This is a genomic window from Aquirufa sp. OSTEICH-129A, from assembly GCF_054558355.1.
In genome coordinates, this window is sequence record NZ_JBPXKC010000002.1 from 399,175 (window position 1) to 423,671 (window position 24,497).

A 24,497-nucleotide genomic window follows, 5' to 3' on the forward strand; every position below is an offset into this window, starting at 1 on the left:
CATGAATACAACTTTGTATTTCGATCAAACTCCGATATATTTCACCCTATTTATTCCTTGTAAATTAGAAATTGATGGTGTCCTTTTCCCTTTACAAAATGAAATTCAATTAGGGGAATTATCTAAAAATTATGGACATTTCAGATTAAGGCTTATTTTCTTTGGAATAGTTAAGTCAAAACCCACTATCGTTTCGGCTAATAATAAATTTATTCACTTGAAGATTGCCTTGATTAGACATAAGCTACCCACATTTACATTGGCCATGATGGCTGCCAATTTTCCAATCGTGTATCACTTGAACACTCGGATTATGGCTTATGCATTTTTAATCTTTATACCAATCACATACATGTTGGAAGCCTTGGTGAAATTGGTTGAAATCCGAGAAACAAAACCTAGCCAATAAAACTAAAAAGGGAGCCTAAGCTCCCTTTTTCTATGCTTTTTCTTGAATGAAACTTAGCGCTTCATCATATTCGCCATGTTAGGCATTTTCATCTTGCCATCCTGCACTTTGTTCATCATGCGCATCATTTTACGCATATCTTCAAACTGCTTCAATAAGTTATTAACCTGCTGAATCGAGGTACCCGACCCAACAGCAATACGATTTTTGCGCGAAGGGTTCAATATATCAGGATTTTGACGCTCTTTCAAAGTCATCGATTGAATGATTGCCTCAATTGGCTTGAATGAATCATTCGAAATATCTACATCCTTAACTGCTTGACCCATACCTGGCACCATCCCCATCAAATCCTTGATATTTCCCATTTTTTTGATTTGCTGCAACTGCGCATAAAAATCCTCAAATGAGAAATTATTCTGACGTATCTTCTTATTTAAACGGGCTGCTTCATCTTCATCAAAGGCTTGCTGTGCTCTTTCTACCAATGAAAGGACGTCGCCCATACCCAAAATACGGTTCGCCATACGATCAGGATAAAACTGATCCAAGGCTTCCATCTTCTCTCCTGTAGAAATAAACTTGATCGGTTTTTCAACTACCTGACGGATAGATAAAGCCGCACCACCACGAGAATCACCATCCAATTTAGTCAACACCACCCCATCAAAATCCAAACGATCGTTGAAGGTCTTGGCCGTATTTACCGCATCTTGACCCGTCATGGAATCCACTACGAACAAAATCTCAGTTGGCTTAATGGCAGCTTTCACCGCTGCAATCTCATTCATCATCGCCTCATCCACCGCCAAACGACCTGCGGTATCGACAATCACGACTTTCTTACCCATTTTACGAGCATATGATAAAGCATTTTCTGCAATGCTTACCGCATTCTTATTTTCTGGTTCAGCATATACCTCTACCCCTACTTGCTCTCCCAACACTTTCAATTGGTCAATCGCCGCAGGACGGTAAATATCACAAGCCACCAATAAAACTTGACGGCCTCCTTTTTTGATGTATTGCGCTAATTTTCCAGAAAAAGTAGTTTTACCAGAACCCTGTAGACCTGCAATTAAAACCACAGAAGGGTCTCCTTTCAAATTGATTTCTTGCTTTTGGCCTCCCATCAATTGAGTCAATTCTTCGTGAACAATCTTCACCAATAATTGACCAGGTTCTACTGAAATCAAAATCTTTTGACCCAAAGCCTGCTCCTTAATTCGATCAGTAATTTCCTTGGCTACTTTATAGTTCACGTCGGCATCCATTAAGGCTCTTCTAATTTCCTTAACCGTTGCCGCTACATTGACATCCGTAATTCGGCCATTCCCCTTTAGGGTACGCATGGCCGAGTTTAACTTCGAACTTAAATTCTCAAACATAATTTTGAATCAATTAAAAAAGGGACTGCAATTTACGCTTTTTCAATCAAAAATTATTCAAATAAGATGGTCTTGTTTTGATGAATAAAAACCCGATCCTCTAAAACCAAGCGCAAAGCCTTGGCTAATACAATTTTCTCCACATCCTTACCTGCCTTGGACATATCTTTAGCCGAATAGGTATGATTCACAGGTACAATCTCTTGACAAATGATAGGTCCTTCATCTAAATCATCGGTAACAAAATGAGCCGTGGCACCAATGATCTTAACACCCCGATTGAAGGCTTGTTGGTATGGCCTAGCCCCAATGAATGCTGGCAAGAAGGAATGATGGATATTTATGAGACGACCCAGGTATTTTTTGGAAAATTGAGGTGTCAATATTCGCATGTATTTGGCCAGGACAATTAAATCAGGTTGATAGAAATCAATCTGCTGATTAAGTAAATCCTCGTGGGCCTCCCGAGATAAACCATCGGCAGAAATATAATGAAAGGGCACCTGGAACTGCTGACACAGGGGAGCTAGGTCCTCATGGTTAGCAATAACACCTTCCAATTTAAAATTCAAGTCTTGATATTGGTGCTTAATCAATAATTCACCTAAACAATGATGCTCTTTAGTGACTAAAATTAGAACACGTTTTTGCTTAGGAGGTATAATTTCAACCTCTGATTTTTCTGGAAGTAGGTCAATCAATTGGCTTTTTACCAAGGCCAAATCACATGACCCTGTAAAAGATATCCGCATAAAGAAACGATCAGACTCCTCATCCACAAACTCATTGGTTTGAGTCACGTTGACTAATTGTTCCAACAAGATGCCTGTAATTTTATGAACTAAGCCCTTCTCATCCTTACATGCAATTTTAATAATCGTCTCCATGAAAAATTTATTGGTAAATTCTTCAAATTTAGGCGGAAATAATGGAGTAAAAAAGATTTAGTCTTTACCTTTGCAGGATTATCATGACGAGGTCTGGTAATTTTCTAAACGTAACATCATTTACTTGTATTAAACAATGGAAAAAATTAAAGTAGCTAACCCTGTCGTAGAACTGGACGGCGATGAAATGACCCGAATCATTTGGAAATTCATCAAGGATAAATTGATCTTACCTTATTTAGATCTAGATATTAAATACTATGACTTAGGGGTAGAGTATCGTGATGAAACCAATGACCAAGTAACGATTGAGGCTGCTGAGGCAATCAAGAAATATGGTGTAGGTATCAAATGCGCAACCATCACTCCAGATGAGGCTCGTGTAACTGAATTTGATTTGAAACAAATGTGGAAGTCGCCAAACGGCACTATCCGTAATATCCTAGATGGAACCGTATTTAGAGAGCCAATCGTATGTGCCAACGTACCCCGTTTAGTTCCTAACTGGACTGCTCCTATCATGATTGGTCGTCACGCTTTTGGAGACCAATACCGTGCTACGGATTTTGTAACTAAAGGAAAAGGTAAATTAACGGTTACTTTCACTCCAGAAGATGGCGGTGATGCTCAAACTTTTGAGGTATACAACTTTAAAGGTGACGGTGTGGCATTAACGATGTACAATACAGATGAGTCAATCCGTGGTTTTGCTCACTCATGCTTTAACATGGCTTTGAGCAAAGGATGGCCTTTATACTTATCTACTAAAAACACCATCTTAAAGAAATACGATGGCCGTTTCAAAGATATCTTTGAAGAAATCTATCAAGCTGACTACAAGGCGCAATTTGATGCAAAAGGCATTGTTTATGAGCACCGTCTAATTGATGACATGGTAGCTTCTGCCTTGAAATGGAATGGTAATTTTGTTTGGGCTTGTAAAAACTACGATGGAGACGTTCAGTCTGACACCGTAGCTCAAGGTTTTGGTTCATTAGGTTTGATGACTTCCGTATTAATTACTCCAGATGGAAAAGTAATGGAAGCAGAAGCTGCTCACGGAACGGTGACTCGTCACTACCGTGATCACCAAGCTGGAAAGCCTACTTCTACCAACCCAATCGCATCTATCTTTGCTTGGACTCGTGGTTTAGAGTTCCGCGGTAAATTAGATAACAACCAGGCTTTGATAAATTTCTGCCAAACCTTAGAAAAGGTTTGTGTGGAAACCGTGGAGTCAGGAAAAATGACGAAAGATTTAGCAGTATGTATCCATGGAAATAAAGTACAACATGGAGAGCATTACTTATATACTGAAGAATTCTTAACCGCTTTAGATGAAAATTTAAAAGCGGCTTTAGGGAAATAATCCTTTCCTTCAAAAAATTAAAATCCCCTTGAGAAATCGAGGGGATTTTTTTGCTTTAGAATAAAAATAAATAAAGCTTTATTCATTCGACTAGTAACTTCCCTGTCCATGTTTAGGTTTGAGGCAAGCCATACTTCAGTAAGACACATAGCCCATAAAACAAGAAAGTCGTACCAGATTAGCTCCGATACGACTTCCTATTTATTCTGTATTATTCCTTATTCAGAAACAACCGAGAAAGTTACTTTGTGCTTCACTTCTTTGTGTAAATCCAAAGTAGCTGCGTAATCACCAATGGTTTTTACTTCGCTATCGAATGAGATTTTCTTACGATCTACATCGAATCCTTTTTCTTTCAACATTTCAGAGATTTGAAGGCTAGTAACGCGACCAAAGATTTTACCACTGTCGCCAGTTTTAGCAACAATCGTTAAATTCATGTCACCAATAGCAGCAGCTAAATCAGCAGCATCTTGACGAATTTTCTCCACCTTGTGAGCCGCTTGCTTGATATTTTCAGCCAAGACTTTGCGGTTGGACGGTGTTGCCATCATAGCAAAACCTTGTGGAATTAGGTAGTTACGACCGTAACCTGGTTTCACAACCACGACATCGTTCTTGTAGCCTAATCCAGCAATATCCGTTTTTAATATTATTTCCATTTTTGTATAAAATCAAATGTTATTAGGATGTACCTGGTCTATTTTAAACCGTCAGCTACATATGGCATTAAGGCCAAGTGACGAGATCTCTTTACTGCTTGCGCAACTTTACGTTGAAATTTCAACGAAGTACCAGTAATACGACGAGGCAAGATTTTTCCTTGCTCGTTCACTAACTTTAATAAGTAATCTGGATTTTTGAAATCAATGTATTTAATACCCGACTTCTTAAATCGGCAATATTTTTTACGATTACTATTTTTATCTACAGGTTCGTTTACAAGTGTCATATTATGCTTCTGTTTTTTCTGGTTTTCTACCTACTAAACCTTTTCTCTTTTTCTCATTATACGCAACTGCGTGCTTGTCAAGGGCTAATGTCAAGAAGCGAATAACCTTCTCATCACGCTTGTACTCAAGTTCAAGCTTAGCAATTAATGCTGGTGCCGCTAAAAATTCAAAAATCTGGTAATAACCTGTGTGCTTGTTCTGGATAGGATAAGCTAACTTACGTAAGCCCCATGCATCTTCGTGAACAATTTGTGCACCGTTATCTACCAACACTTTCTTGAATTTTTCAACGGCGTCCTTTGTCTGTTGCTCAGACAAAACGGGAGTTAAAATGAACACCGTCTCATAGTTTTTTAAGTCCATAAAAAATTGTTGTTAGTAAAAAATTAAAATTGGACTGCAAAAGTATCAAAAATACTTCACAATCAAAAACTTGTAAGAAATAATTGCTTATTTAACTTCGAAAGAACCAAGCCCGATTAGGAATCCCTCCGCATATAACTCTATTTCATGCTTTCCTTCTCGATAAGGAACCGATCTGGCGTAAATGAATTCGACCGACTGGTGATTATTTTCATAAAATATTCGCTGCTTGGCTGTATAAGAGAGCTCTTTGGATTTAAATGTAAAAGTTCCAGAGCCCAAAGAATAATCAGACAGGGTATGACCTGTTGGCTCAATAATACGCAAATAAATAGTTTTTACTTCTTTGGATGCCAAAGGGTTTTCTTGAAGGTGAAAGATTACTCGAATCTTATCAATTTTCTTTGACTTTTGAATCCCCACTTCTTTACCACGAGAAGAAATGGCATATACATTAACTCCCTCCGCGCGTAAAGCTGCGGCCACGGATACCTTTTCTACTAATTCTTGATTCCTTACTTCTAAAATCCTGGAGCGCTCATTTAGCTCCCTTTGTTTTAAGCCGAAAGTTTCTGAAGAATCTTTTAAGGCCTTTTGAACATTCGATAAACCATCTTGTAATAATTTTGCTTCTCGGCTCAATGAATCGTTTCTGGCTAATAAGAAGGTGTTTTCTTTTCGTAATTTCTTGATTTCCTGATCTTTCAAGCCCAACAAGCGCAAATAATACGCTAATTTCTGCTTAAAATCGGCTTCATCCATTTGTGGATTTTCCGCAAGTTCCTTTTTATCTCCCAAAATTTGCTCTCGAGCAATTTCCAATTCACTTACTCGGCCACCTAGTTTCTTGATTTGAATCATGCGCAATTGCAATTGCTTGGAGATAGAATCTAGCTGCTCACTAGCATTCTCCGCGAATTTCTCCTCTGTATTTCCCAGAGAAAATAGCTGAATTTGATAACGCTCACACACCCAAAGCCCGCTCATTATCAGAAGAAGCAAAGAAAGCACTCCAATAATCCGCTGCTGACTTTTCTCTTTGGAACTCATAGTATCTGACTCCATGTTCAAATTTTTCTGGTAGAAGCTGATGCATATCAAACTCCTAGAATCAAAAATAATAAATTAATTTTACTTTTATTTTTTTCTTCTTTCAATCTTTTACAAATTTCAACCATGTCCATCGCTCAACAAATTTCAACCATTCAATCACAATTGAAATCTAGTTCTGCGAAACTCATTGCAGTGACTAAAACTCGAAGCATTGAGGAACTAAAAGCCACCTATGATGCTGGCATTCTTGACTTTGGTGAAAACCGAGTACAGGAAATGGTGGACAAACAAAGTCAACTTCCAAACGACATCAGGTGGCATCAAATCGGTCATTTACAAACGAATAAAGTAAAATATATTGCCCCCTTTGTTCATTTAATTCATTCCGTAGATTCTTTTCGTCTATTAAAAGAAATTGATGCCCAAGGGAAAAAAGTAGGCCGGATTATTCCATGTCTTTTTCAAATGTACATTGCCCAAGAGGAAAGCAAATTTGGCCTTGATGAAAATGAATTATTGAGCATCTTATCAAGCCCTGAATTCGCTGAATTACAGCACATTAGGATCATAGGATTAATGGGAATGGCTAGTTTTACCGAGAATGAGGCACAGGTCACTCGTGAATTTAATTCCTTGCGTGAGCTATTTATCAAACTTCAATCCAAGGAAATAGGATATGTTACTGGCCTGGTTAAGTGGAAAGAATTATCCATGGGTATGTCTGGCGATTTCTTGTTAGCGGCACAATTGGGTTCAACCATGGTACGGGTTGGATCAGCGATTTATGGTGCTCGTTCCTGAGGAATAGCTATTCCACATCACTAGCGCCATTTCTACTAAAAAGAAAAATAAAGCTAAACCGAAACAATACATAGCCCAACTCATGCTAGGATTGCTTTCCCCAAAATTCTGAGGTAGTTGCTGCTGGATACTTACCTGGCTTTGGCCTTGATAATGATCTTTCAGTTCATCCAAGGAGTAGCTTGCTAATTGACTAAACTCTTTGGGATAATTGAATGCCAAAGTCGCCATGGTTTTTGAACCAATTTTAGCCTCGACAAAACCGCTTGCCCCAGACCTTAGGTCTTGCATCATGCTAAGAGGAATTTGACACAACCAAGACTTTCCCTTCCAATTTTGCTCAGGAATAAAACGTTGGCCTTGTTTATGCCAAGTCAATAAACTTTTTTCGGGTGATTCAAACACAAAATCTGGACTGGCCTTTATGTCAACTCCATTGGGCGTGATTCGCTGATGCAATACCGGGTTGGAGGCACTTGACAATACCATTTCATGCCAAACAGGTAAAAACAAGCCATGTTTGTTAAATCCATCCTGAGGTGTTAAAATGGAGGAGGCAAACAAAAAAACCGATCCTTGTCCTAAGCTAATTTTTTCTAAATAGGGTTTTCCATTCATCCATGAAATCAACACTTCTGGGCCTGGATTCCATTCCCATAATGGCTTAGAAGTCCAAAGTTTAGCTCCTTGATTCCCCGATCTTTTAGCTAGTATTTCTTGAAAAAAACTGGGGCGTGAGGAAACTTGTTGGACTGGAAGTTCAGATTGAGCCGTTTGAGCCAGCTGTTTCCCTGAACCCATTAAAAAACGGTTGATATCTTGTAAAGTAGCCGTATTGGGGCCCTGATTAGGAATAAAAGCTATACTATGCCCCTGGGCCACCCATGAATTCAAGGCTTTCCAATCGGAAGCAGATATGTCTTCTACTCCTACCAAGCAAATAAATGCATCATCAGGCAAATGAGAAGGCAATATTTCCGATGCAGAAATAGGTTTAAATTCAAAGAATTCCTCCTGCTCAAATACTTTGGCTAAATTTTGAGGGTTTCCAACCACAAAGATCTTACGAGGAGCGGAACTTTGAAGCAGGAAATAAAAACTATTATCAAAAGCAACCGGATCATCCGACATGAATTTTGCTTTGTAAACACCCGATTTATTCAGTGAAAATGGAAAACGCAATTCAGTCAACTCATCAGGTTTTAAATTTACCGACTGGCTTGCCATCTTGAAATCATTCAAATAAAGTGAAAACTGCCTATTTTTCGCTGCTTTTGCTCCACCATTCTTCACCCGAACGATTAATTCATAACTGGTATTGGGACGAATGAATTTATGCGACAAGCGAAGACTATCCACATAGATATTATCGGCGTCAATCCCTTTCATTGCCTGTAAAACATATTGACCCTTTTTAGAAAATTCAGGTAAGGCTTTATTCTTGGGGAAATCTGAAAACCAATACAATAATGGTTTCGAGTTCGTTTCTTCGGCTATCTGCTGGGCATTGTCCAACACTTGAGAGGCCTTCACTATACTCAATCCTGGGCCTTGCTGGTTCCATTGTTCCTTGATTTGAGGCCAGGATTTGGATTCAAAATCTTGGCTTTCTACATCATTAAAAAACACATGGGCTTGACCATTAGGGCTTGTAGGAAGTGCTTCGGACTTCTCCAAATAGGCCTTTCTATTTCCCAAAACTTGAGTTGGGCTGTTATCCACATAAAGAATGACTGGAGATGAGGTCCCTTGACTCAAGGATAATGGCCCCAAAGGATTGGCAAATCCTAGTATCAAAAAAAAGAGGCTAAGTAGTCGCGCCAACAAAAGCCAGATTTTCTGTACTTGCTTAAGGCCTTTTCCTTCTTGATGAATCTTTTCAAGCCAACTTAAATCCGAATAATATAGGACCTTGGCTGCCTTTTTTGAGTAAAAATGCATCCAAAGTGGTATGATTAATCCCAATAAGGCCCATAAATACATGGGATGGGCAAAATGAATATTCATATCCTCTAAAATACAAAAAATCCCAATCGAATGATTGGGATTTCAAGATTTGAAACGATTATCTTAACGAGTAATTGAAATAATTTCAAATTCCAATTTCCCTGCTGGTGCCTGAATTTCTGCCAAATCTCCTACTTTCTTTCCTAATAAACCTTTGCCGAATGGAGAGGATGCTGAAATTTTTCCAGCCCGCAAATCAGCTTCTTCTTCCGAAACGATGGTATAAGTTACCACGGCTCCAGATTTGGTATTTTTAATCTGAACGATGGAATAAATAGAAACCTTGGATAAGTCAATGGTTGACTCATCTAATACTCGAGCGTTGGCCACAATTTCTTCCATTTTTGAAATTTTTAGTTCCAAAAGTCCTTGAGCATCTTTGGCGGCATCGTATTCGGCATTTTCACTTAAATCACCTTTATCACGCGCTTCTGCAATTTGCTTAGCCATATCTGATCTACCTTGAATCTTTAGGTGATGCAATTCCGCCTTTAACTTATCTAGGGCCTCTGCGGTGTAATATTGTAACTTTGCCATATGCTTTGTTAATTATATAGGGTGATAAAAACAAAATAGAACGGCCTCCGACCGTTCTACTTAATTTATTCGTAGTTTTGTTTCGGATTCGTTCCTAAAATAAATATTTTATAAATAACACGTAATTCGGTTTATTTTGCCATGCAAAGGTAATTAAAAAGCTGAGAGATTCCCAAATCATTTCGAATATCCGAATTATTGATCCATTATATATGCGTATTGTCTTTTTTGGTACTCCGGAATTTGCTGTTGCTAGCCTAGAAGCTTTAATTGAAGCTAATTTCACTGTTGTGGCCGTGATTACAGCCCCTGATAAACCAGCAGGCAGAGGCCAACAAATTCAAGCATCCCCAGTTAAAATTTTTGCTGAAAGTAAAAATTTACCAGTTCTGCAACCACTTAAATTAAAAGACCCTGCTTTTTTAGAAGAATTAAAATCATATCAAGCTGACTTACAAGTAATTGTTGCCTTCCGCATGTTACCTGAAGCTGTTTGGAACATGCCTCCCCTTGGCACCTTTAATCTGCATGCTTCCTTATTACCTAATTATCGCGGTGCAGCACCTATTCATTGGGCGGTGATCAATGGGGAAACGGAAACCGGTGTTACGACCTTTTTCCTACAGCATGAAATCGATACAGGAGATTTATTATTTCAAGAAAAAGAAGTTATTTCTTCCACAGATACTACGGGGGAACTTTACGAGCGTCTTATGAATAAAGGGGCTAAATTGGTCGTTAAAACAGCTCAAGCCATCCAAGAAAACAATATACATCCCACTCCCCAAATCCTAACAGGTGACATGAAGCCAGCACCTAAATTACATCGGTCAACGGGTGAGGTACATTGGTCCAAAACGGGTCGAGAAATTATCAATTTAGTGCGTGGTATGCATCCATTCCCTGGCTCCCACACCCAATTTCAAGGGAAAAACTGCAAATTGATTCAAGTAGCATTTCACCCAGAAATCATTCCTGACTTAGGTATTGGAGTTTGGGATTCAGACCAAAAAACCTATTTACGTGTAGGATGCGCAGATGGGTACATCCAGATTTTGGAATGGCAAATGGAGGGAAAAAAACGCATGAAAATAGCCGAATTTTTAAGAGGATATTCTTTTACTTTTTAGCCTGCCGCTGCCACAATCCTAAGCTAAAAAAATATCCCGTGTTACCTCTTTGAACATAGGCCCATTGATCTTTTAAATTAACATGAATTCTCGGTTTGGGATTTAGCTGGTAACTGGCTATCCAGGCATGGGCACTTGCCGGAATGGGTTGTGCCTTTTCACAAAGACAAGCTTGATTCAAGCGAAATTCATTCATAGCTTCCAAAAGGTCTTGGGTATCTTGAACTAAATCTTCTCGACCCACACTGGCCTTTTGAGTATAAACCTGTTCATAATTAGCCTTAAAATGTTCAAATTCAAAGGCTAAATTAGGATGTTGGCGAAGCAGTTCTGCTGAATTTTTAAAGGCTTGAATATGCCCCAAATCTGGGAAACCCACAAAATCTCCTCCCCAAAAAAGCCCAAGGTCTTTGGCGATTGTACCCATTTTCTCATAGATCAACCCGTGTTTCAAATAACGTTTTTTCCGATAAATTGCGACGTCTGCGGCAAGGCTAAAATTATGCATGGATAAAGCAATTTTAGATTTACCTCGTCGCTGTAAAGCTAATTGCTGTTTTAATGAGCGCGTCTCCGAAGAATAGCGCATGGTATAATATTTGAACTTAAATTTCGCTAGTAAACTATCTTTAAGGGATTTAAACAAACTAATATCATCTTCTAATTCCAATGCCCAAAAAGCGGTTAAATCGGGTTTGTCAATCATAATTCGTTGAGCCAGATATTCATCTACCGACTCATTCATCCGAAAGGTACTATCCGATTGAAAAGTTTTTTCCAAACGTTTTCCTTGACGGTCTTCTAAGATCAAGGTCAATTGAGTATAGGGATTTAAGTCTAGCAAGCTGTCTTGCTGGGCAAACATCCAGACCAAATCTTTAAACTGAAGACTATCTACTTGAAAAGGTTGACAGGTTCTTACTATGGATTGCGAAAAGGCCGTGCAGGAAATAATGCTCAAAAAAAAGAGAATTAGGGCTTTCCGCATGGAATATAATTTAATGTAAAGGGATGATGAGTTGTTCTCCTCGCAGGGTTATATCTTGATCTTTGTGATTAACTTCCATCAAGGATTTTTTAGAAACGCCATATTTAGCGGCTACTACCCGAAGGACATCGCCTGGCCCAACCGTATGTATGGTTTGAATTTTCACATTCAATTTGGTTACTCCTACTTTTATCCCATTGGGATCAACACCCGGATTGAGGGCTTTTAATTGGTCAGGTTTAAGTCCAAATCGATTGGCTATGCCAAAAAATGTCTCTCCTTTTTCGACAGTATAACTATGATTTTTACCAGCCACATTTTTTAAGCTTTCTGCTTCAGGTACTTTTTCGGCTTCCGCTTCTTTTTTCTGGGCTTCTAAGGCTTCTTGCGCTGAAGCAATAGAATCAGTGGAACTATTCACAGAGGAGTTCGGCTCCAAATCTTCTGTTGAATCAATGATGATGGGTGTAGGATCGTCCAACAAAGTTTCATCCTCTTCCATTTTTAGCTTTTCAGCCTTTACTAATTCCTCCGACTTAGGACTCAAAAAATGCTCATATCCCACCATCATTAAGCCTAATAAAGTCGCCAATAAAATCACTAAAGTGATTAATGGAAGTTTGGCTGTAGAACTATCTTTGATGAATGAAAATGGATTTTTCATGAATTATGACAAATTTGATTTAGTTTTTTGGCTCATTTCAGCCACCTTTTCAATTAAATCTTGCTTGTAGGTCACTAATTTTTGAGATAAAGTAGCATCCGAAATGGCTAACATTTGTACCGCTAAAATACCAGCATTTTTAGAGGCATTCAATGCGACCGTGGCTACTGGAACCCCATTGGGCATTTGAAGAATTGATAAGACAGAATCCCAACCATCAATGGAATTCGACGATTTTACAGGAACTCCAATTACTGGTAAAATGGTAGCGGACGCTACCATACCCGGTAAATGGGCTGCACCACCTGCACCGGCAATGATTACCTGTACGCCCCGCTCTTTGGCAGTTTGTGCATACTGAAGCATTTTTACCGGAGTACGATGAGCTGATACAATATCTACCTCATAAGCGACTCCAAATTCCTTGCAGACTTCGATTGCATCTTGCATAACCGAAAGATCTGAACTACTTCCCATGATGATTCCTACCATATCCTTTGATGCTTAACTAATGACACGAATGATTTTTTTTACTTGCTTGGCTTTCTCCTCTACTTCTTCCCTACTGGATCCAATGATACTTACATGACCCATTTTTCTATAGGGCTTGGTGATTTTTTTTCCGTATAAAAATGGATAAACTCCTGGAATAGCTAATGCGTCAGCCAATCCTTCATATTTTACTTTTCCTGTGTAACCTGGCTCTCCCAATAGATTTAACATACCAGCAAAAACATTGGTCGAGGTATCTCCAAGGGGCAAACCAGCGATGGCTCTCAAATGCTGCTCATATTGAGAAGTAGCATTTGCCCGAATGGTCTGGTGTCCAGAATTATGCGGACGTGGGGCTATTTCATTGATTAAGACTTGTCCGTCTTTGGTCAAAAACATTTCCACGGCTAATATTCCCACCATTTTCATTTCTTCAATTAGGCGGGTAGCTATTTCAACTGCCTGAGCCTCAATTTCATTAGAAATAGCTGCTGGCGAAATCAGAAATTCTACTAAATTTTGGATTGGGTGAAAAACCATTTCAACAGTCGGAAAGGCTTTTACTTCCCCATGAATATTTCTTGCTACGATGACTGCCAGTTCTTTTTCAAAATCTACCGCCTTCTCCAATAAACCGGGTGCATCAAAACCTTCAGCAATTTGAGATGTGTCAGCAATCAATTGAACTCCTTTCCCGTCATATCCTCCTTTACCTAACTTTTGATAAGCCGGTAAAAAATCCAGATGTTGATTTATTTCTTCCCGTGATTCAATTAATCGAAAATCGGCTGTAGGAAAACCATATTGTTGGAAAAACTGCTTTTGAGTTCTTTTATCCTGAATCATCCGAAGCAAATGAGGCTGAGGAAAAACTTGTTTGCCTTCTGATGCCAATTTTTCTAGCGCATCAATATTCACATGTTCAATCTCGATACTAATCAAATCTTGCCCTTGACCGAACTGATAGACCTTGTCAAAGTCTTGAAAAGAGCCTTGGGTGAATTCATAAGCTAGCCGATGGCAAGGCGCCTCAGGATCTGGATCAAGACAGGAAATTTGAAAATCCAAATCAATACCAGCTTGCAAAAGCATGCGGCCTAACTGTCCTCCCCCTAATAATCCAATTTTTGGCAAGTCTTGATACATAAATTCCATTCGAATGGATAAAATTACTGCTTTTGTTTTACCTTTGGAAATTATTTTCCCAGTCCAAAATAGATTCTTTCAAATTTTAAGATAATGTCGAAAAGAACGCTTACCCTCATTTGCATTTTATTGCTAGCTGTTGTTAGCCGACTTTTAATATTGGCTGGACCGGCTTGGGCTAATTTTTCTCCCATTACATCCATGGCCTTATTCGCTGGGGCCTATTTTAGCAGTAAATCACAATCCATCTCTTGGACTATATTAAGTATTTGGTTGGCTAACTTGGTATTAAACAATTTGGTTTACCCCCAATATTACCAGGGCTTCTCATGGGGCTTTGCACCTATCCATATGACATTATTCGTAGGTATCTCATTAATCGGAACCTATATGTTGAAAAATAAAATGACAGCGCTGAACTTCTTAACATCCAATTTAGCGGTAGTTATTGGTTTCTTTCTACTTTCTAACTTCGCTGTTTGGTTAAACATTCCGAGCATGGGTGCTGCTATTGTAGGAGATGAACTGGTGTATTCGAAAGATTGGAATGGATTAATGCAGTGTTATGCCATGGGATTACCCTTTTTGAAAAATAGTTTGATTAGCCAATTCTTATTCTCTGGTATATTATTTGGAGGCTTCGAATTGTTAAAAAAACAAGTCCCTGCGTTAAGGTAATTTCTGCTCAATCTGATCAATCTGCTCAATTCGAGTAGATTTGACAACCTTCCAAAGGTTGTCAAATCTAAGTGAAATTCAACAAATATTGATATCCCTAGGAATTAATACCAAGATACTTATACCTCGGAATCTAAGATTTTGTCGACATGCGACCAAAAGCTTGGGTAAGATTTAGCTACTACCCCAGGTTCATGAATAACAATTTCTGTTATTAAACCCAGCGGTGCAAAAGCCATAGCCATACGGTGGTCATCGTAGGTATCAAACTCAGGTACTTGGCTGCTAGCAAGGTTGTTTGGCCCTGATAATTCATATTTTACCCCTTTTTCTACCTCCACTAATTGGCCACCAATCTTCTTTAATTCTTGCTGAAGTGCCAATACGCGGTCTGTTTCTTTAACTTTTAATGACTCAATTCCCGTCAAGGTTAAATGAATATTTTTGGCGGCAGCTACTACACAAATAGTTTGAGCCAAATCAGGACAATCCGTGAAATCCCAAGCTAAACTTGGCTTGGCTTTACTTTTGGTCAACAAAAACCCTCTTCCTGTATAAGTGCTTTTAACTCCCATTTCTGCCATGATGTGCTGTATGGCGGAATCTCCTTGGAGGGAGTTCTCTTTCAAGCCCAATAACTCCAAAGAAGCATCTTCAAAGGGAGATAGGGCTACCATGGAATACCAATAACTAGCACCCGACCAGTCTGACTCCACAGCAAATGGATTTACTTGATATTTCTGAGCAGGTATCGAAATAACAGCTCTATTCCAATCGGCCTTGGCTTGTATTCCAAAATGACGCATTTGAGCCAATGTCATTTCTACATAAGGCTTTGAGCCCAATGAACCTGTAATCGTTAATTCTAAACCCTCTGGCAACAAAGGTGCGAGCATTAATATGGCAGAAATAAATTGTGAACTCACATCTCCACGAATGGATAAATGTCTATTTCCTGCATAGGTAAATCCATTGAGTTGCATGGGAGGGTAACCTTCCTGATTCAGGTAGGTAATATCTGCTCCAAGCGTTCTTAATGCATCAACCAAAATCCCGATAGGACGTTCGCACATTCTTGGAGTGCCCGTCATTTTTTTCTTTTGACCTTTGATGGCATAATAAGCCGTCAAAAAACGCATGGTGGTCCCGGCATCTAACACATCCGCCACGTCACCATTCTCTGCCAATAAGCGAATCATGGTTTGAGTATCTCTTGCTTCCGCCAAATTAGATACATTAGACAAGGCTCCTCCCGCTAAAGCATTGATAACCAATGCTCGGTTACTTTCCGATTTAGAAGCCGGCAAAGGAATAATTTCTTGAAAGGATTTGTTTCGTGGGAATAGGCGAATTTGACTCAAAACTAGCTAGCGCTTAGCGCAATTTTAATGTGACAAGTGATATAACAGCTAAAATAATACCCACAATTAGGAAGCGGATAACAATTTTAGCCTCATGGTAATTTTTCTTTTGAAAATGGTGGTGCAACGGAGACATCAAAAAGACGCGCCTACCTTCACCGTATTTTCGTTTGGTATACTTAAAATAAGCCACTTGTATGATGACTGATAGATTTTCCACCAAAAAGATTCCGCATAAAACGGGAATCAACATTTCTTTGCGAATCACAATAGCCAAGGTGGCAATGACCCCACCCAACATCAAACTTCCCGTATCTCCCATAAACACTTGGGCAGGATAGGCATTATACCACAAAAATCCGATGCATGCTCCTACAAAGGCTGCACAAAAGATAGCGAGCTCCCCTGAATTGGGAATAAACATCACATTTAAATATTGAGAGAATACCTTATTACCAGATACATAAGCCAAAATAGCCAAAGTCAAACCGATAATCACGGAAGTACCTGCTGCTAAACCATCCAATCCATCGGTGATGTTTGCGCCGTTTGAAACAGCCGTGATGATAAAAATAACAACCAAAACATAGACCACCCATACATAATGATCCGGGATAAAATCCGGCAAAAGCATGTTATAATCGAACTGATTATTCTTCAAAAAAGGCACCGTAGTCATCAAGGATTTATGATCCGTATAGGACTGCAAAGTGGATCCATCAGCTAACACACTTACTTTAGAAAAAAGCCTAACTTTAATATGCTCATTGAAATACATGGTCAATCCCACGATAATGCCTAGACCGATTTGACCTACAATTTTAAAGCGACCAGATAATCCGTCCTTATTCTTTTTAAAGACCTTGATGTAATCATCTGCAAATCCAACTGCACCCAACCAAATAGCGGAGGTTAGTAACAGTACAATATATACGTTGGTAATTTTAGCAAAAAGTAAGGTGGGGATAATTAATGACAAAAGGATAATAAATCCTCCCATGGTGGGCGTACCCTTCTTTTGCATTTGTCCTTCCAAACCTAAATCCCGTATTTCTTCTCCAATTTGAAGTCTTTGCAAGCGATAAATAACGGCTTTACCCCAAATAGCTGCTATCCCCAAAGAGGTTATGATAGCCATAAACACGCGAAATGAAATATATTGAAATACCCCTGCTCCCGGAATGTTCCATTGCTTATCTAGGTAATCAAAAAGGTAATACAACATATTTCTGAAATTTGGATTAGATATTAAAAGCAAAAATGCAAAATTTTACAGCGATGTACAAATTAATTCGAGGCTTCAAAAGCTTCTCCAATGACTTGTTTATCGTCGAAATCATATTTTACACCTTGTATTTCTTGGTAGGTTTCATGTCCTTTACCTGCTACTAAAATGATATCTCCTGCTCCCGCTAAATGCTGAATTGCATAAAAAATACCCTCTTTTCGATCAACCAAGCGAGTCATTTTCCCCTTTTCTTCCTCCGTCAATCCAGCTTCCATTTGATCTAAAATATATTCAGGATCTTCCTTTCTAGGATTATCTGATGTCAATACCAATGAATCCGAATATTTAGCAGCCAAAGCCGCCATGATTGGCCTTTTGCCCGCATCACGGTTACCTCCACAACCTACTACGGTGATGATTTTTTGATTTTTTGTACGAATTGCTTGAATGGTTTTTAAAACATTTTCCAAGGCATCAGGTGTATGGGCATAATCCACAATGGCCATTTTTTGTTGACTCCCTGCCATTTGTTCAAATCTTCCCGGAGCTGTTTTTAGGCTGGACAATTGAATCAATACCTCTAAAGGATCCTCTCCCAAAATAATAGCTGTGGAATAAATAGCTAGTAAATTATAGGCATTAAAGGTGCCAATCAATTGAGCATGTAAATGCTGCCCATTGATTTCCAATTGCAATCCCGACAGTCCATTACTAATAATCTTGGCTTTAAAGTCAGCTGCATTCAACAAGCCATAGGTATATTTCTTGGCTTTGGTATTTTGTAACATGACCATCCCGCGCTTATCATCAACGTTGGTCAAAGCAAAGGCCGAAGTACCTAAGGCGTCAAAAAAACCTTTTTTAGCGGAAATATAGGCATCAAAAGTCTCATGAAAATCGAGGTGATCACGAGTAATATTGGAGAATATGGCTCCACAAAACTGAACCCCAAAAATACGTTTTTGTACGACGGCATGAGAACTCACCTCCATGAAAACGTGACTACAACCTTCTTCTTTCATTTCCCTTAGCAAGGCTTGTAAGCTCAAGGCGTCGGGTGTCGTATGTGTAGCAGGAATTACTCGATCTTCAATCTTATTTTGAACCGTAGATATCAAACCACAACGATGTCCTAGTTTTCTAAAAAGCTCAAATAATAAAGTAACAGAGGTCGTTTTTCCATTGGTTCCTGTAATTCCAATTAATTTCAACTCCTTTGAAGGATGGCCATAGAACTCTGCCGAAGCTAAAGCCAAGGCTTCATTGGAATCCTTTACTTGAATACAAATAACATCAGCAGGAATAGCATCGGGTAATTGCTCGACCACCCAAGCGGTACAACCTTGGGCATATACTTGTGGTAAAAACTGGTGACCATCTACTTGTGTGCCTCGCATGGCAAAAAACAAAGATCCTTTCTGTGCCTTTCTTGAATCAAAACACAACATTTCAACCGATTGATCTTCGCCAGCTATTTGTAATGTGGGAATCGATTGAAATAAGGTCTTAACTAATGCCATATTATTGAAGTTGAATTTGTAATAAAAGATTTTTTCGGGTAGGACTTCCCGGGGCTAAAGACTGACTTACTACGGTTCCTAAACCATTGGCTTTAACTTTCAGTCCTCTGTTTTCCAGGGTAAATAAGGCATCTCTTAAATTCATACCTACCACATTAGGTACCGTCTTAGCAGGAAAACTCAATGGAGTATTTTGTACCAATTGCTTATCCATTTTAAACTGCAACCAACTGCCATCTTCCTCTACCTTCGGTAAACCAAAATTGGAATACAATATGGACTGATCCATGGGATGAACCGTATGGCTCAAAGACGCTTTGTTTAAAGAATCTGGCAAGGTCCCGGCCAATTTGCGCTGAAGTTTCATATCTCGCAAGTAAATATTATCCGAAATTTCCTTAAATACCGGCGCTGTTACCTGCCGAGCATAGGTTGCTTCTGCATGCCCTTGTGGATTGTCAATGGAAACTAAAATCGTGTATTTAGGCTTTTTCACAGGGAAATAACCAATAAAAGAGGTATAGTATTTACCCGGAATATATCGACCATTGATGATACGCTGGGCGGTTCCAGTTTTTCCTGCAATCCCATAGGTGGTCCCTTTGATATTATTGGCGGTACCTTTAGTCACCACCCCTTCCAACATACTTTTAATTTTTTCTAAAGTCTTGGGAGAGCATAAAGGCTCCTGATCCTTAACCTGACTAGCTCGATAATCAATCACAACTTCATCCGCACGGGTGGCTTTAGTAACAATGATAGGTTGAATCCAATACCCGTTGTTTGCAATAGCATTATAAAAAGAGATCAACTGTAGCGGGGAATATTGAGTGGAATATCCCACGGATGACCAAAGTAATTGAAAGGCATCCCACTTGGCAGGAACAGGAAAATTAGGCCTTGGATTTGGTTGGATTTGAAAATTTAGGGATTCTATTAAATGATACTTTTTTAAATAATCATAAAACTTGGCTGGCTTAGAAGCAAATACCTTTTTCATAAGTACCATAGTGCCCACATTAGAAGAACTTTCTATCACTTGAGCCACCGAAATCGTTCCCATCGGGTGAGAGTCAGACATGGTCCCATTATAATGATGGTATTTTCCATTTCCAGTAGATACAGGCATGTCCAATGGCAAATCGGCCTCCTCTAGCATGGCCATCATGGAAGGTAATTTAAATACCGATCCCGGGTCCCTTGCTTCTCGAATCGCATAATTAAAGCTCTCTGAATAACCTGTGGGTGAATTCGCGTTCTTTGACAAATTTGAAATCGCCTTGATTTCGCCCGTGGCTGTTTCCATCACAATAACCACCCCATAATCACCTTCATAAGTGGTCATGGCTTTCATCAAAGCCGATTCGACAATATCTTGAATATTGATATCCAAGGTAGTATAAATATCTAATCCGGGTTTAGGGACAGATTCTTCTCCTCCTTCCACAGGTCGCCAAGTGTTTTTATCCATTTTCTCAAACAGACCTTTACCTGGTATTCCTTTTAATTCCTTGTTAAAACTACCTTCGATACCTACAGCTACTTTATCTTTTAAATAACCAACGGTACGATAGGCCATTTGACCAAAAGGAGCATAACGAACATTTACTTTATCGAATACAATCCCCGTTTTGGTGGCTTCTCCTAAATTAAATAAAGGGAATTTAGCCACCTTTTTACGTTCTTGAAAATCCAATAATCGGTTATTCAACAAGAGGTAATTTTTACCATTCTTTTTCGCTGACACAATCTTATTCTTGTATTCATCAGCAGTATGATCCTGAAAAAAATTGGCTAAGGCAATGGACAGTTCGTCAATATGTTCTTTGAATTTTTTTTCCGACGCGGCATTTCTATTGTAAACGGAAGGGTCTAAACCTAACCTGTATTTAGGCAAAGAAGTCGCCAATAAACTTCCATCATCCGAGTAAATATTTCCTCGCGTGGCTTCCACACTTCGCTCCTTGATATAGGTATTAAATACATCATTCCGCAAAGTCTCGCCGTTGATGAATACAATTTTGTACAAGTTGATAACTAAGACCAAAAACAACATAACCACCACGATAAAAAAGGCGATGAATCGTTTGGTAATAATTTCTCGAATATTTTGTCTTTTTACTTTTGCCATGAGCTAGTCGTTGTTTTTAGCTTCTTTTGATTGATCATAAACGACTTTAGTAGGCGGTGTCAAGCTTAATTCCAAGGCATATTTCTTCATAGCAATGGCCAAATAACTCTGTTTCCCAATCTTCATGAATTCGGCTTTCTGAGTAGTATAATCAGCCCGAATCTCTTCTAATTCCGCTTTAGTTTTGGCTATTTGATGGATTTTCCCATCTGCTAACATAGAATAATAGATATAAGTCAAAATCAGCAAGGCCACATAAGCAATCCGCAGAACCAGCTTAAAAGGTAATTCTCCACCTGTAAGTGGATCCATGTTAAACAATAAATCCAATATCCCTTCTTTGGGAACGGAAGCTTTAGGAGCTTGCTCAGTATCAGAAACTTGTTTTGCCATGTTACAATTTAGCTGCGATTCTTAATTTAGCACTACGTGAACGCGGGTTTCTTTTCAACTCTTCTTCTGAGGCCGTAATTGGCTTACGGATGACAGATTCCAAGGGTTTATGAACCACGCCGAACAAATCTTTATCTTCTTTACCCTGACAATCACCTGTTCGAATAAAATTTTTCACCAATCGGTCTTCCAATGAATGAAAGGATAAAACAACCAATCTCCCTTCTGGAGCCAATAAATTAGCTGCTTGTTCTAAAAACTTTTCAATAACCGCGAGTTCTTGATTCACCTCAATACGCACTGCCTGAAAAGCTTGCGCAAAGTACTTGAACTCCCGTGATCTTGGAGCTAATTTAGCCAATATTTCTTTGAATTCCGACGTCGTTTTTAAGGCTTTTTGCGTCCTAGCTTGAACTACTGCTTGAGCTAAAGTTCGAGCATTTTTAATCTCCCCATACATGCCAAAAATCTTTTGCAAGCTGTCTGCCGAATAGGAATTCAACACCTCAGCTGCATCGGTGGAAGCAGATGGTCCCATCCGCATATCCAAGGGCCCGTCAAAACGTGTAGAAAAACCGCGCTCTGCAGCATCTAACTGAAAGGATGAGACGCCAAAGTCTGCCAATATTCCATCGACTTGTTTAATCCCATGTATGCGTAGGTACTTTTGAATATGCCTGAAATTGGCTGTAATCAATTCCAATCGACCATCATCAATTTTCTCAGCTTGTCGCCAAGCATCCGGATCCTGGTCAAAGGCAAATAATCGTCCATCTGGCCCTAATTCTTGTAGAATGGCTCGGGAGTGACCTCCACCTCCAAATGTCACATCGACATAAATACCCTCTGGTTTAATGGCTAAGCCATCAATGCATTCATGCAATAAAACAGAGGTATGGTAAGGGTTCTCGATCATAGGTTGTAGTCAAAACAAATTTACAAATTATCCTGCGGTCATTTCATCAATTTTCGAAATTGTCACCATTTTTTTTAATGCCGCCTAGCTTTCTCCTATCTTTGCGGACATGCATCTAAATATCATGAAGAAACGATATCTATTTTGGGTAATGATTACCCTCTTTTTGGCAACTCATGGTTTAGCCCAATCTAACAAAAAACCTCAAATGGGACCTTGGAGAGCGGAACTCAGTTCTCAGGGAGGCGGCTTACCCTTTAATTTACATGTAGCCCCAGGAAAAAAGAAAAATACCTTTTTAATCAAGGTCATCAATGGTTCGGAAAGCTTTCATTTAGGTGAATCCTTTTTTCGGGGAGATTCTTTAGTCATTCCCTTTGATCTATATGATTCTGAGCTGGTAGCCTATCTAGAAAGCCCTCAAAAGATGTCAGGCTTCTGGATTAAGAAAAGGAATGGAAAATTTGTCAACAAACTTCCATTTCAAGCCAAGTTTGGATCCAAAGAAAGATTCACCCAGTTAAAGGCTCCAACGGTTAATATTAGCGGTACCTGGAATGTCGATATTTCCGTGGACGACAAGCACACTCCTAGCGTGGGAGTATTTAAGCAAGTAGGCAATAAAGTAACTGGGTCTATTTTACAGACCTCGGGCGATTACCGCTTTTTACAGGGAAATGTATCAGGCGACAGCCTATTGGTGAGTTATTTTGATGGAAGTTTTGTTTTACTTTTCAAAACCAAAGTCATTGGCAAAGAAATCAAGGGAACATTATTCTCTGGTTTTGCCACGAAAAAGGATGTCAAAGGTACCCTTGACCCCAAGGCAAGCCTACCTGATTTGAAAAAATTAACCTTTTTAAAGCCAGGCTATGATCGTTTAAATTTCAGCTTACCAACTCCCAAAGGGGAAACAATCAGCCTACAAGATGAGCGTTTCAAAAATAAAGTAGTCATTGTCGAAATCATGGGGTCTTGGTGCCCGAATTGCATTGATGAAGCGCGATTTTTAGCCCCTTTTTATACTAAAAACAAAGCAAAAGGTGTGGAGGTCATTGGCGTATCTTTTGAATACTCTCCTGATATGGCCGTCTCTGGACCTAAAATTGAGAATTTCAAAAAGAAAATTGGTATCGATTACCCCCTTGTTTTTGGTGGTGTACCCAATGATGAAACCATCGCACAGGTTTTCCCGATGCTAAATAAATTTTATGGCTACCCGACCACATTTGTCATTGATAAAAAAGGTAAGGTTAGAGAAATTCATACCGGATTCTCGGGACCAGGAACAGGCTTATACTACACGGATTGGGTGCAAGAATTTGAAAAAACCATCCAAAACCTTTTAAAAGAGAAATAATGCCAACTTTAAAATATTGGGCTCTAGTTTGCTTACTGATACTTGGAATAAACGTTTCCTACGGACAAGAGAAAAAAAGCAATAAACTGAAGCCCTGGATAGCCCCCGTGGGTTTAAGTTTGGGTGGATTAGCTTTTTATAACCAAGCAGCCCACGATAGGCAAGTTAGTTGGCATCATGAAAACTACCACGGTTTTCAATCCTCCGCTGATGATTTCTTGCAATATAGCCCCACACTGATTCAAATTGGAGCCCGAATTTTAGGGGCTAATGCAAAGCATAAAGGAAAAGAACAATTAGGAATATTTATGTTGGGAACAGGTATCTATGTGGTCTCTACCCAGGGTTTAAAACGGATAATCAACGAAACGCGGCCCAATGGTGGCGAACATTCCTTCCCATCAGGGCATACAGCCACTGCCTTTTTTGGTGCCACGGTATTAGCCAAAGAACTTGGGAAAGAATATCCTTGGTTAGCCATAACAGGCTATACTTTAGCCACGGGAACCGCCTATTTACGGCTTGCCAATCATGAACATTGGCTAAGTGACGTGCTCGTTGGAGCGGGTATTGGTATCGCATCAGCTGAATTAGCCTATTGTATTTACCCAAAACTAAAACAACATTTCTCTTCCAAACAGGCCTTTCAATGGGAGCCAAAAATTGCTCCGAATTATTATGCCGCTAGCTTTAGCTATCATTTCTAAATAACCTCAAACCATT

25 protein-coding genes are annotated in these 24,497 nt (G+C 39.2%); 7 read left to right on the forward strand and 18 right to left on the reverse strand.

Annotated elements, in window-relative coordinates:
• The first annotated feature begins 1 nt into the window (after window position 1).
• Entirely contained in the window at window positions 2-409 is a 408-nt protein-coding gene (locus tag SKC36_RS05595) for a hypothetical protein (protein WP_459454175.1), read from the forward strand.
• A gap of 53 nt (window positions 410-462) precedes the next feature.
• Here the strand turns inward: SKC36_RS05595 and ffh are convergent, their stop codons facing one another.
• The gene (gene ffh / locus SKC36_RS05600) at window positions 463-1,797 is read right to left on the reverse strand and encodes a signal recognition particle protein (protein WP_109322127.1); all 1,335 of its coding nucleotides are present in this window, start codon (window positions 1,795-1,797) and stop codon (window positions 463-465) included.
• A gap of 53 nt (window positions 1,798-1,850) precedes the next feature.
• The gene (gene purU / locus SKC36_RS05605; RefSeq protein WP_459465134.1) at window positions 1,851-2,684 is read right to left on the reverse strand and encodes a formyltetrahydrofolate deformylase; all 834 of its coding nucleotides are present in this window, start codon (window positions 2,682-2,684) and stop codon (window positions 1,851-1,853) included.
• A gap of 136 nt (window positions 2,685-2,820) precedes the next feature.
• On the opposite strand from purU, the gene SKC36_RS05610 reads away from it, so the two are divergent.
• A complete protein-coding gene (locus SKC36_RS05610; protein ID WP_459454173.1) occupies window positions 2,821-4,053 on the forward strand; it encodes an isocitrate dehydrogenase (NADP(+)) in 1,233 nt (410 codons plus the stop codon).
• A gap of 218 nt (window positions 4,054-4,271) precedes the next feature.
• Here the strand turns inward: SKC36_RS05610 and rplI are convergent, their stop codons facing one another.
• From rplI to SKC36_RS05630, 4 genes are all read right to left on the reverse strand, one after another.
• Window positions 4,272-4,715 carry a 50S ribosomal protein L9 gene (gene rplI, locus SKC36_RS05615; protein WP_223142885.1) on the reverse strand — a complete coding sequence of 148 codons (444 nt, stop codon included), beginning with the start codon at window positions 4,713-4,715 and terminating at the stop codon, window positions 4,272-4,274.
• 38 nt (window positions 4,716-4,753) lie between these two features.
• On the reverse strand, window positions 4,754-5,005 hold the full coding sequence (gene rpsR, locus SKC36_RS05620) for a 30S ribosomal protein S18 (protein ID WP_109322123.1): 252 nt from the start codon (window positions 5,003-5,005) through the stop codon (window positions 4,754-4,756).
• Between the two features lies 1 nt (window position 5,006).
• Complete coding sequence (rpsF, locus tag SKC36_RS05625; RefSeq protein ID WP_459454172.1) at window positions 5,007-5,369, reverse strand: 30S ribosomal protein S6; 363 nt, start codon at window positions 5,367-5,369, stop codon at window positions 5,007-5,009.
• A gap of 87 nt (window positions 5,370-5,456) precedes the next feature.
• On the reverse strand, window positions 5,457-6,434 hold the full coding sequence (locus SKC36_RS05630) for a hypothetical protein (protein ID WP_459465136.1): 978 nt from the start codon (window positions 6,432-6,434) through the stop codon (window positions 5,457-5,459).
• Between the two features lie 111 nt (window positions 6,435-6,545).
• Here SKC36_RS05630 and SKC36_RS05635 point away from each other — a divergent pair, with 111 nt between their 5' ends.
• Window positions 6,546-7,223: a YggS family pyridoxal phosphate-dependent enzyme gene (locus tag SKC36_RS05635; protein WP_459454170.1), complete on the forward strand. Its 678-nt coding sequence runs from the start codon at window positions 6,546-6,548 to the stop codon at window positions 7,221-7,223.
• Here the strand turns inward: SKC36_RS05635 and SKC36_RS05640 are convergent.
• Window positions 7,197-9,230: a BatA domain-containing protein gene (locus SKC36_RS05640; protein ID WP_459465138.1), complete on the reverse strand. Its 2,034-nt coding sequence runs from the start codon at window positions 9,228-9,230 to the stop codon at window positions 7,197-7,199. The two genes, SKC36_RS05635 and SKC36_RS05640, sit on opposite strands and share 27 nt — an antisense overlap.
• 63 nt (window positions 9,231-9,293) lie before the next feature.
• Window positions 9,294-9,767, reverse strand: coding sequence for a transcription elongation factor GreA (gene greA, locus SKC36_RS05645; RefSeq protein WP_223142889.1), 474 nt, complete (start codon window positions 9,765-9,767; stop codon window positions 9,294-9,296).
• 212 nt (window positions 9,768-9,979) lie between these two features.
• On the opposite strand from greA, the gene fmt reads away from it, so the two are divergent.
• Entirely contained in the window at window positions 9,980-10,897 is a 918-nt protein-coding gene (fmt, locus tag SKC36_RS05650; RefSeq protein WP_459465140.1) for a methionyl-tRNA formyltransferase, read from the forward strand.
• Here the strand turns inward: fmt and SKC36_RS05655 are convergent.
• From SKC36_RS05655 to SKC36_RS05670, 4 genes are read right to left on the reverse strand one after another with little or no spacing between them, the layout of a single operon-like run.
• The gene (locus SKC36_RS05655) at window positions 10,887-11,885 is read right to left on the reverse strand and encodes a M15 family metallopeptidase (RefSeq protein WP_459465142.1); all 999 of its coding nucleotides are present in this window, start codon (window positions 11,883-11,885) and stop codon (window positions 10,887-10,889) included. The genes fmt and SKC36_RS05655 overlap by 11 nt on opposite strands.
• 10 nt (window positions 11,886-11,895) lie before the next feature.
• Complete coding sequence (locus SKC36_RS05660; RefSeq protein WP_459454166.1) at window positions 11,896-12,549, reverse strand: LysM peptidoglycan-binding domain-containing protein; 654 nt, start codon at window positions 12,547-12,549, stop codon at window positions 11,896-11,898.
• 3 nt (window positions 12,550-12,552) lie between these two features.
• Complete coding sequence (gene purE / locus SKC36_RS05665) at window positions 12,553-13,041, reverse strand: 5-(carboxyamino)imidazole ribonucleotide mutase (protein WP_459454165.1); 489 nt, start codon at window positions 13,039-13,041, stop codon at window positions 12,553-12,555.
• Window positions 13,042-13,053: 12 nt separating this feature from the next.
• A complete protein-coding gene (locus SKC36_RS05670; RefSeq protein ID WP_459465144.1) occupies window positions 13,054-14,187 on the reverse strand; it encodes a 5-(carboxyamino)imidazole ribonucleotide synthase in 1,134 nt (377 codons plus the stop codon).
• 93 nt (window positions 14,188-14,280) lie between these two features.
• Here SKC36_RS05670 and SKC36_RS05675 point away from each other — a divergent pair, with 93 nt between their 5' ends.
• Window positions 14,281-14,865 carry a DUF6580 family putative transport protein gene (locus SKC36_RS05675; RefSeq protein ID WP_459454163.1) on the forward strand — a complete coding sequence of 195 codons (585 nt, stop codon included), beginning with the start codon at window positions 14,281-14,283 and terminating at the stop codon, window positions 14,863-14,865.
• Window positions 14,866-14,984: 119 nt separating this feature from the next.
• On the opposite strand, the gene SKC36_RS05680 is transcribed toward SKC36_RS05675, so the two are convergent.
• The 6 genes from SKC36_RS05680 to rsmH form a co-directional block, all read right to left on the reverse strand.
• Entirely contained in the window at window positions 14,985-16,226 is a 1,242-nt protein-coding gene (locus tag SKC36_RS05680) for a 3-phosphoshikimate 1-carboxyvinyltransferase (protein ID WP_459465146.1), read from the reverse strand.
• 13 nt (window positions 16,227-16,239) lie between these two features.
• Complete coding sequence (gene mraY, locus SKC36_RS05685; protein WP_459454161.1) at window positions 16,240-17,451, reverse strand: phospho-N-acetylmuramoyl-pentapeptide-transferase; 1,212 nt, start codon at window positions 17,449-17,451, stop codon at window positions 16,240-16,242.
• A 62-nt stretch (window positions 17,452-17,513) separates the two neighbouring features.
• A complete protein-coding gene (locus tag SKC36_RS05690; RefSeq protein ID WP_459465148.1) occupies window positions 17,514-18,974 on the reverse strand; it encodes a UDP-N-acetylmuramoyl-L-alanyl-D-glutamate--2,6-diaminopimelate ligase in 1,461 nt (486 codons plus the stop codon).
• 1 nt (window position 18,975) lies between these two features.
• On the reverse strand, window positions 18,976-21,105 hold the full coding sequence (locus SKC36_RS05695) for a penicillin-binding protein (protein ID WP_459454159.1): 2,130 nt from the start codon (window positions 21,103-21,105) through the stop codon (window positions 18,976-18,978).
• Between the two features lie 3 nt (window positions 21,106-21,108).
• Complete coding sequence (locus SKC36_RS05700) at window positions 21,109-21,498, reverse strand: FtsL-like putative cell division protein (RefSeq protein WP_459454158.1); 390 nt, start codon at window positions 21,496-21,498, stop codon at window positions 21,109-21,111.
• Window position 21,499: 1 nt separating this feature from the next.
• The gene (rsmH, locus tag SKC36_RS05705) at window positions 21,500-22,414 is read right to left on the reverse strand and encodes a 16S rRNA (cytosine(1402)-N(4))-methyltransferase RsmH (RefSeq protein ID WP_459465150.1); all 915 of its coding nucleotides are present in this window, start codon (window positions 22,412-22,414) and stop codon (window positions 21,500-21,502) included.
• A 124-nt stretch (window positions 22,415-22,538) separates the two neighbouring features.
• Between rsmH and SKC36_RS05710 the strand changes: the two genes are divergently transcribed.
• Both SKC36_RS05710 and SKC36_RS05715 read left to right on the forward strand, forming a co-directional pair.
• Window positions 22,539-23,774 carry a peroxiredoxin family protein gene (locus SKC36_RS05710; protein ID WP_459454156.1) on the forward strand — a complete coding sequence of 412 codons (1,236 nt, stop codon included), beginning with the start codon at window positions 22,539-22,541 and terminating at the stop codon, window positions 23,772-23,774.
• Window positions 23,774-24,481: a phosphatase PAP2 family protein gene (locus SKC36_RS05715; protein ID WP_459465152.1), complete on the forward strand. Its 708-nt coding sequence runs from the start codon at window positions 23,774-23,776 to the stop codon at window positions 24,479-24,481. Before SKC36_RS05710 ends, SKC36_RS05715 begins: the two co-directional genes overlap by 1 nt.
• Window positions 24,482-24,497: the final 16 nt, after the last annotated feature.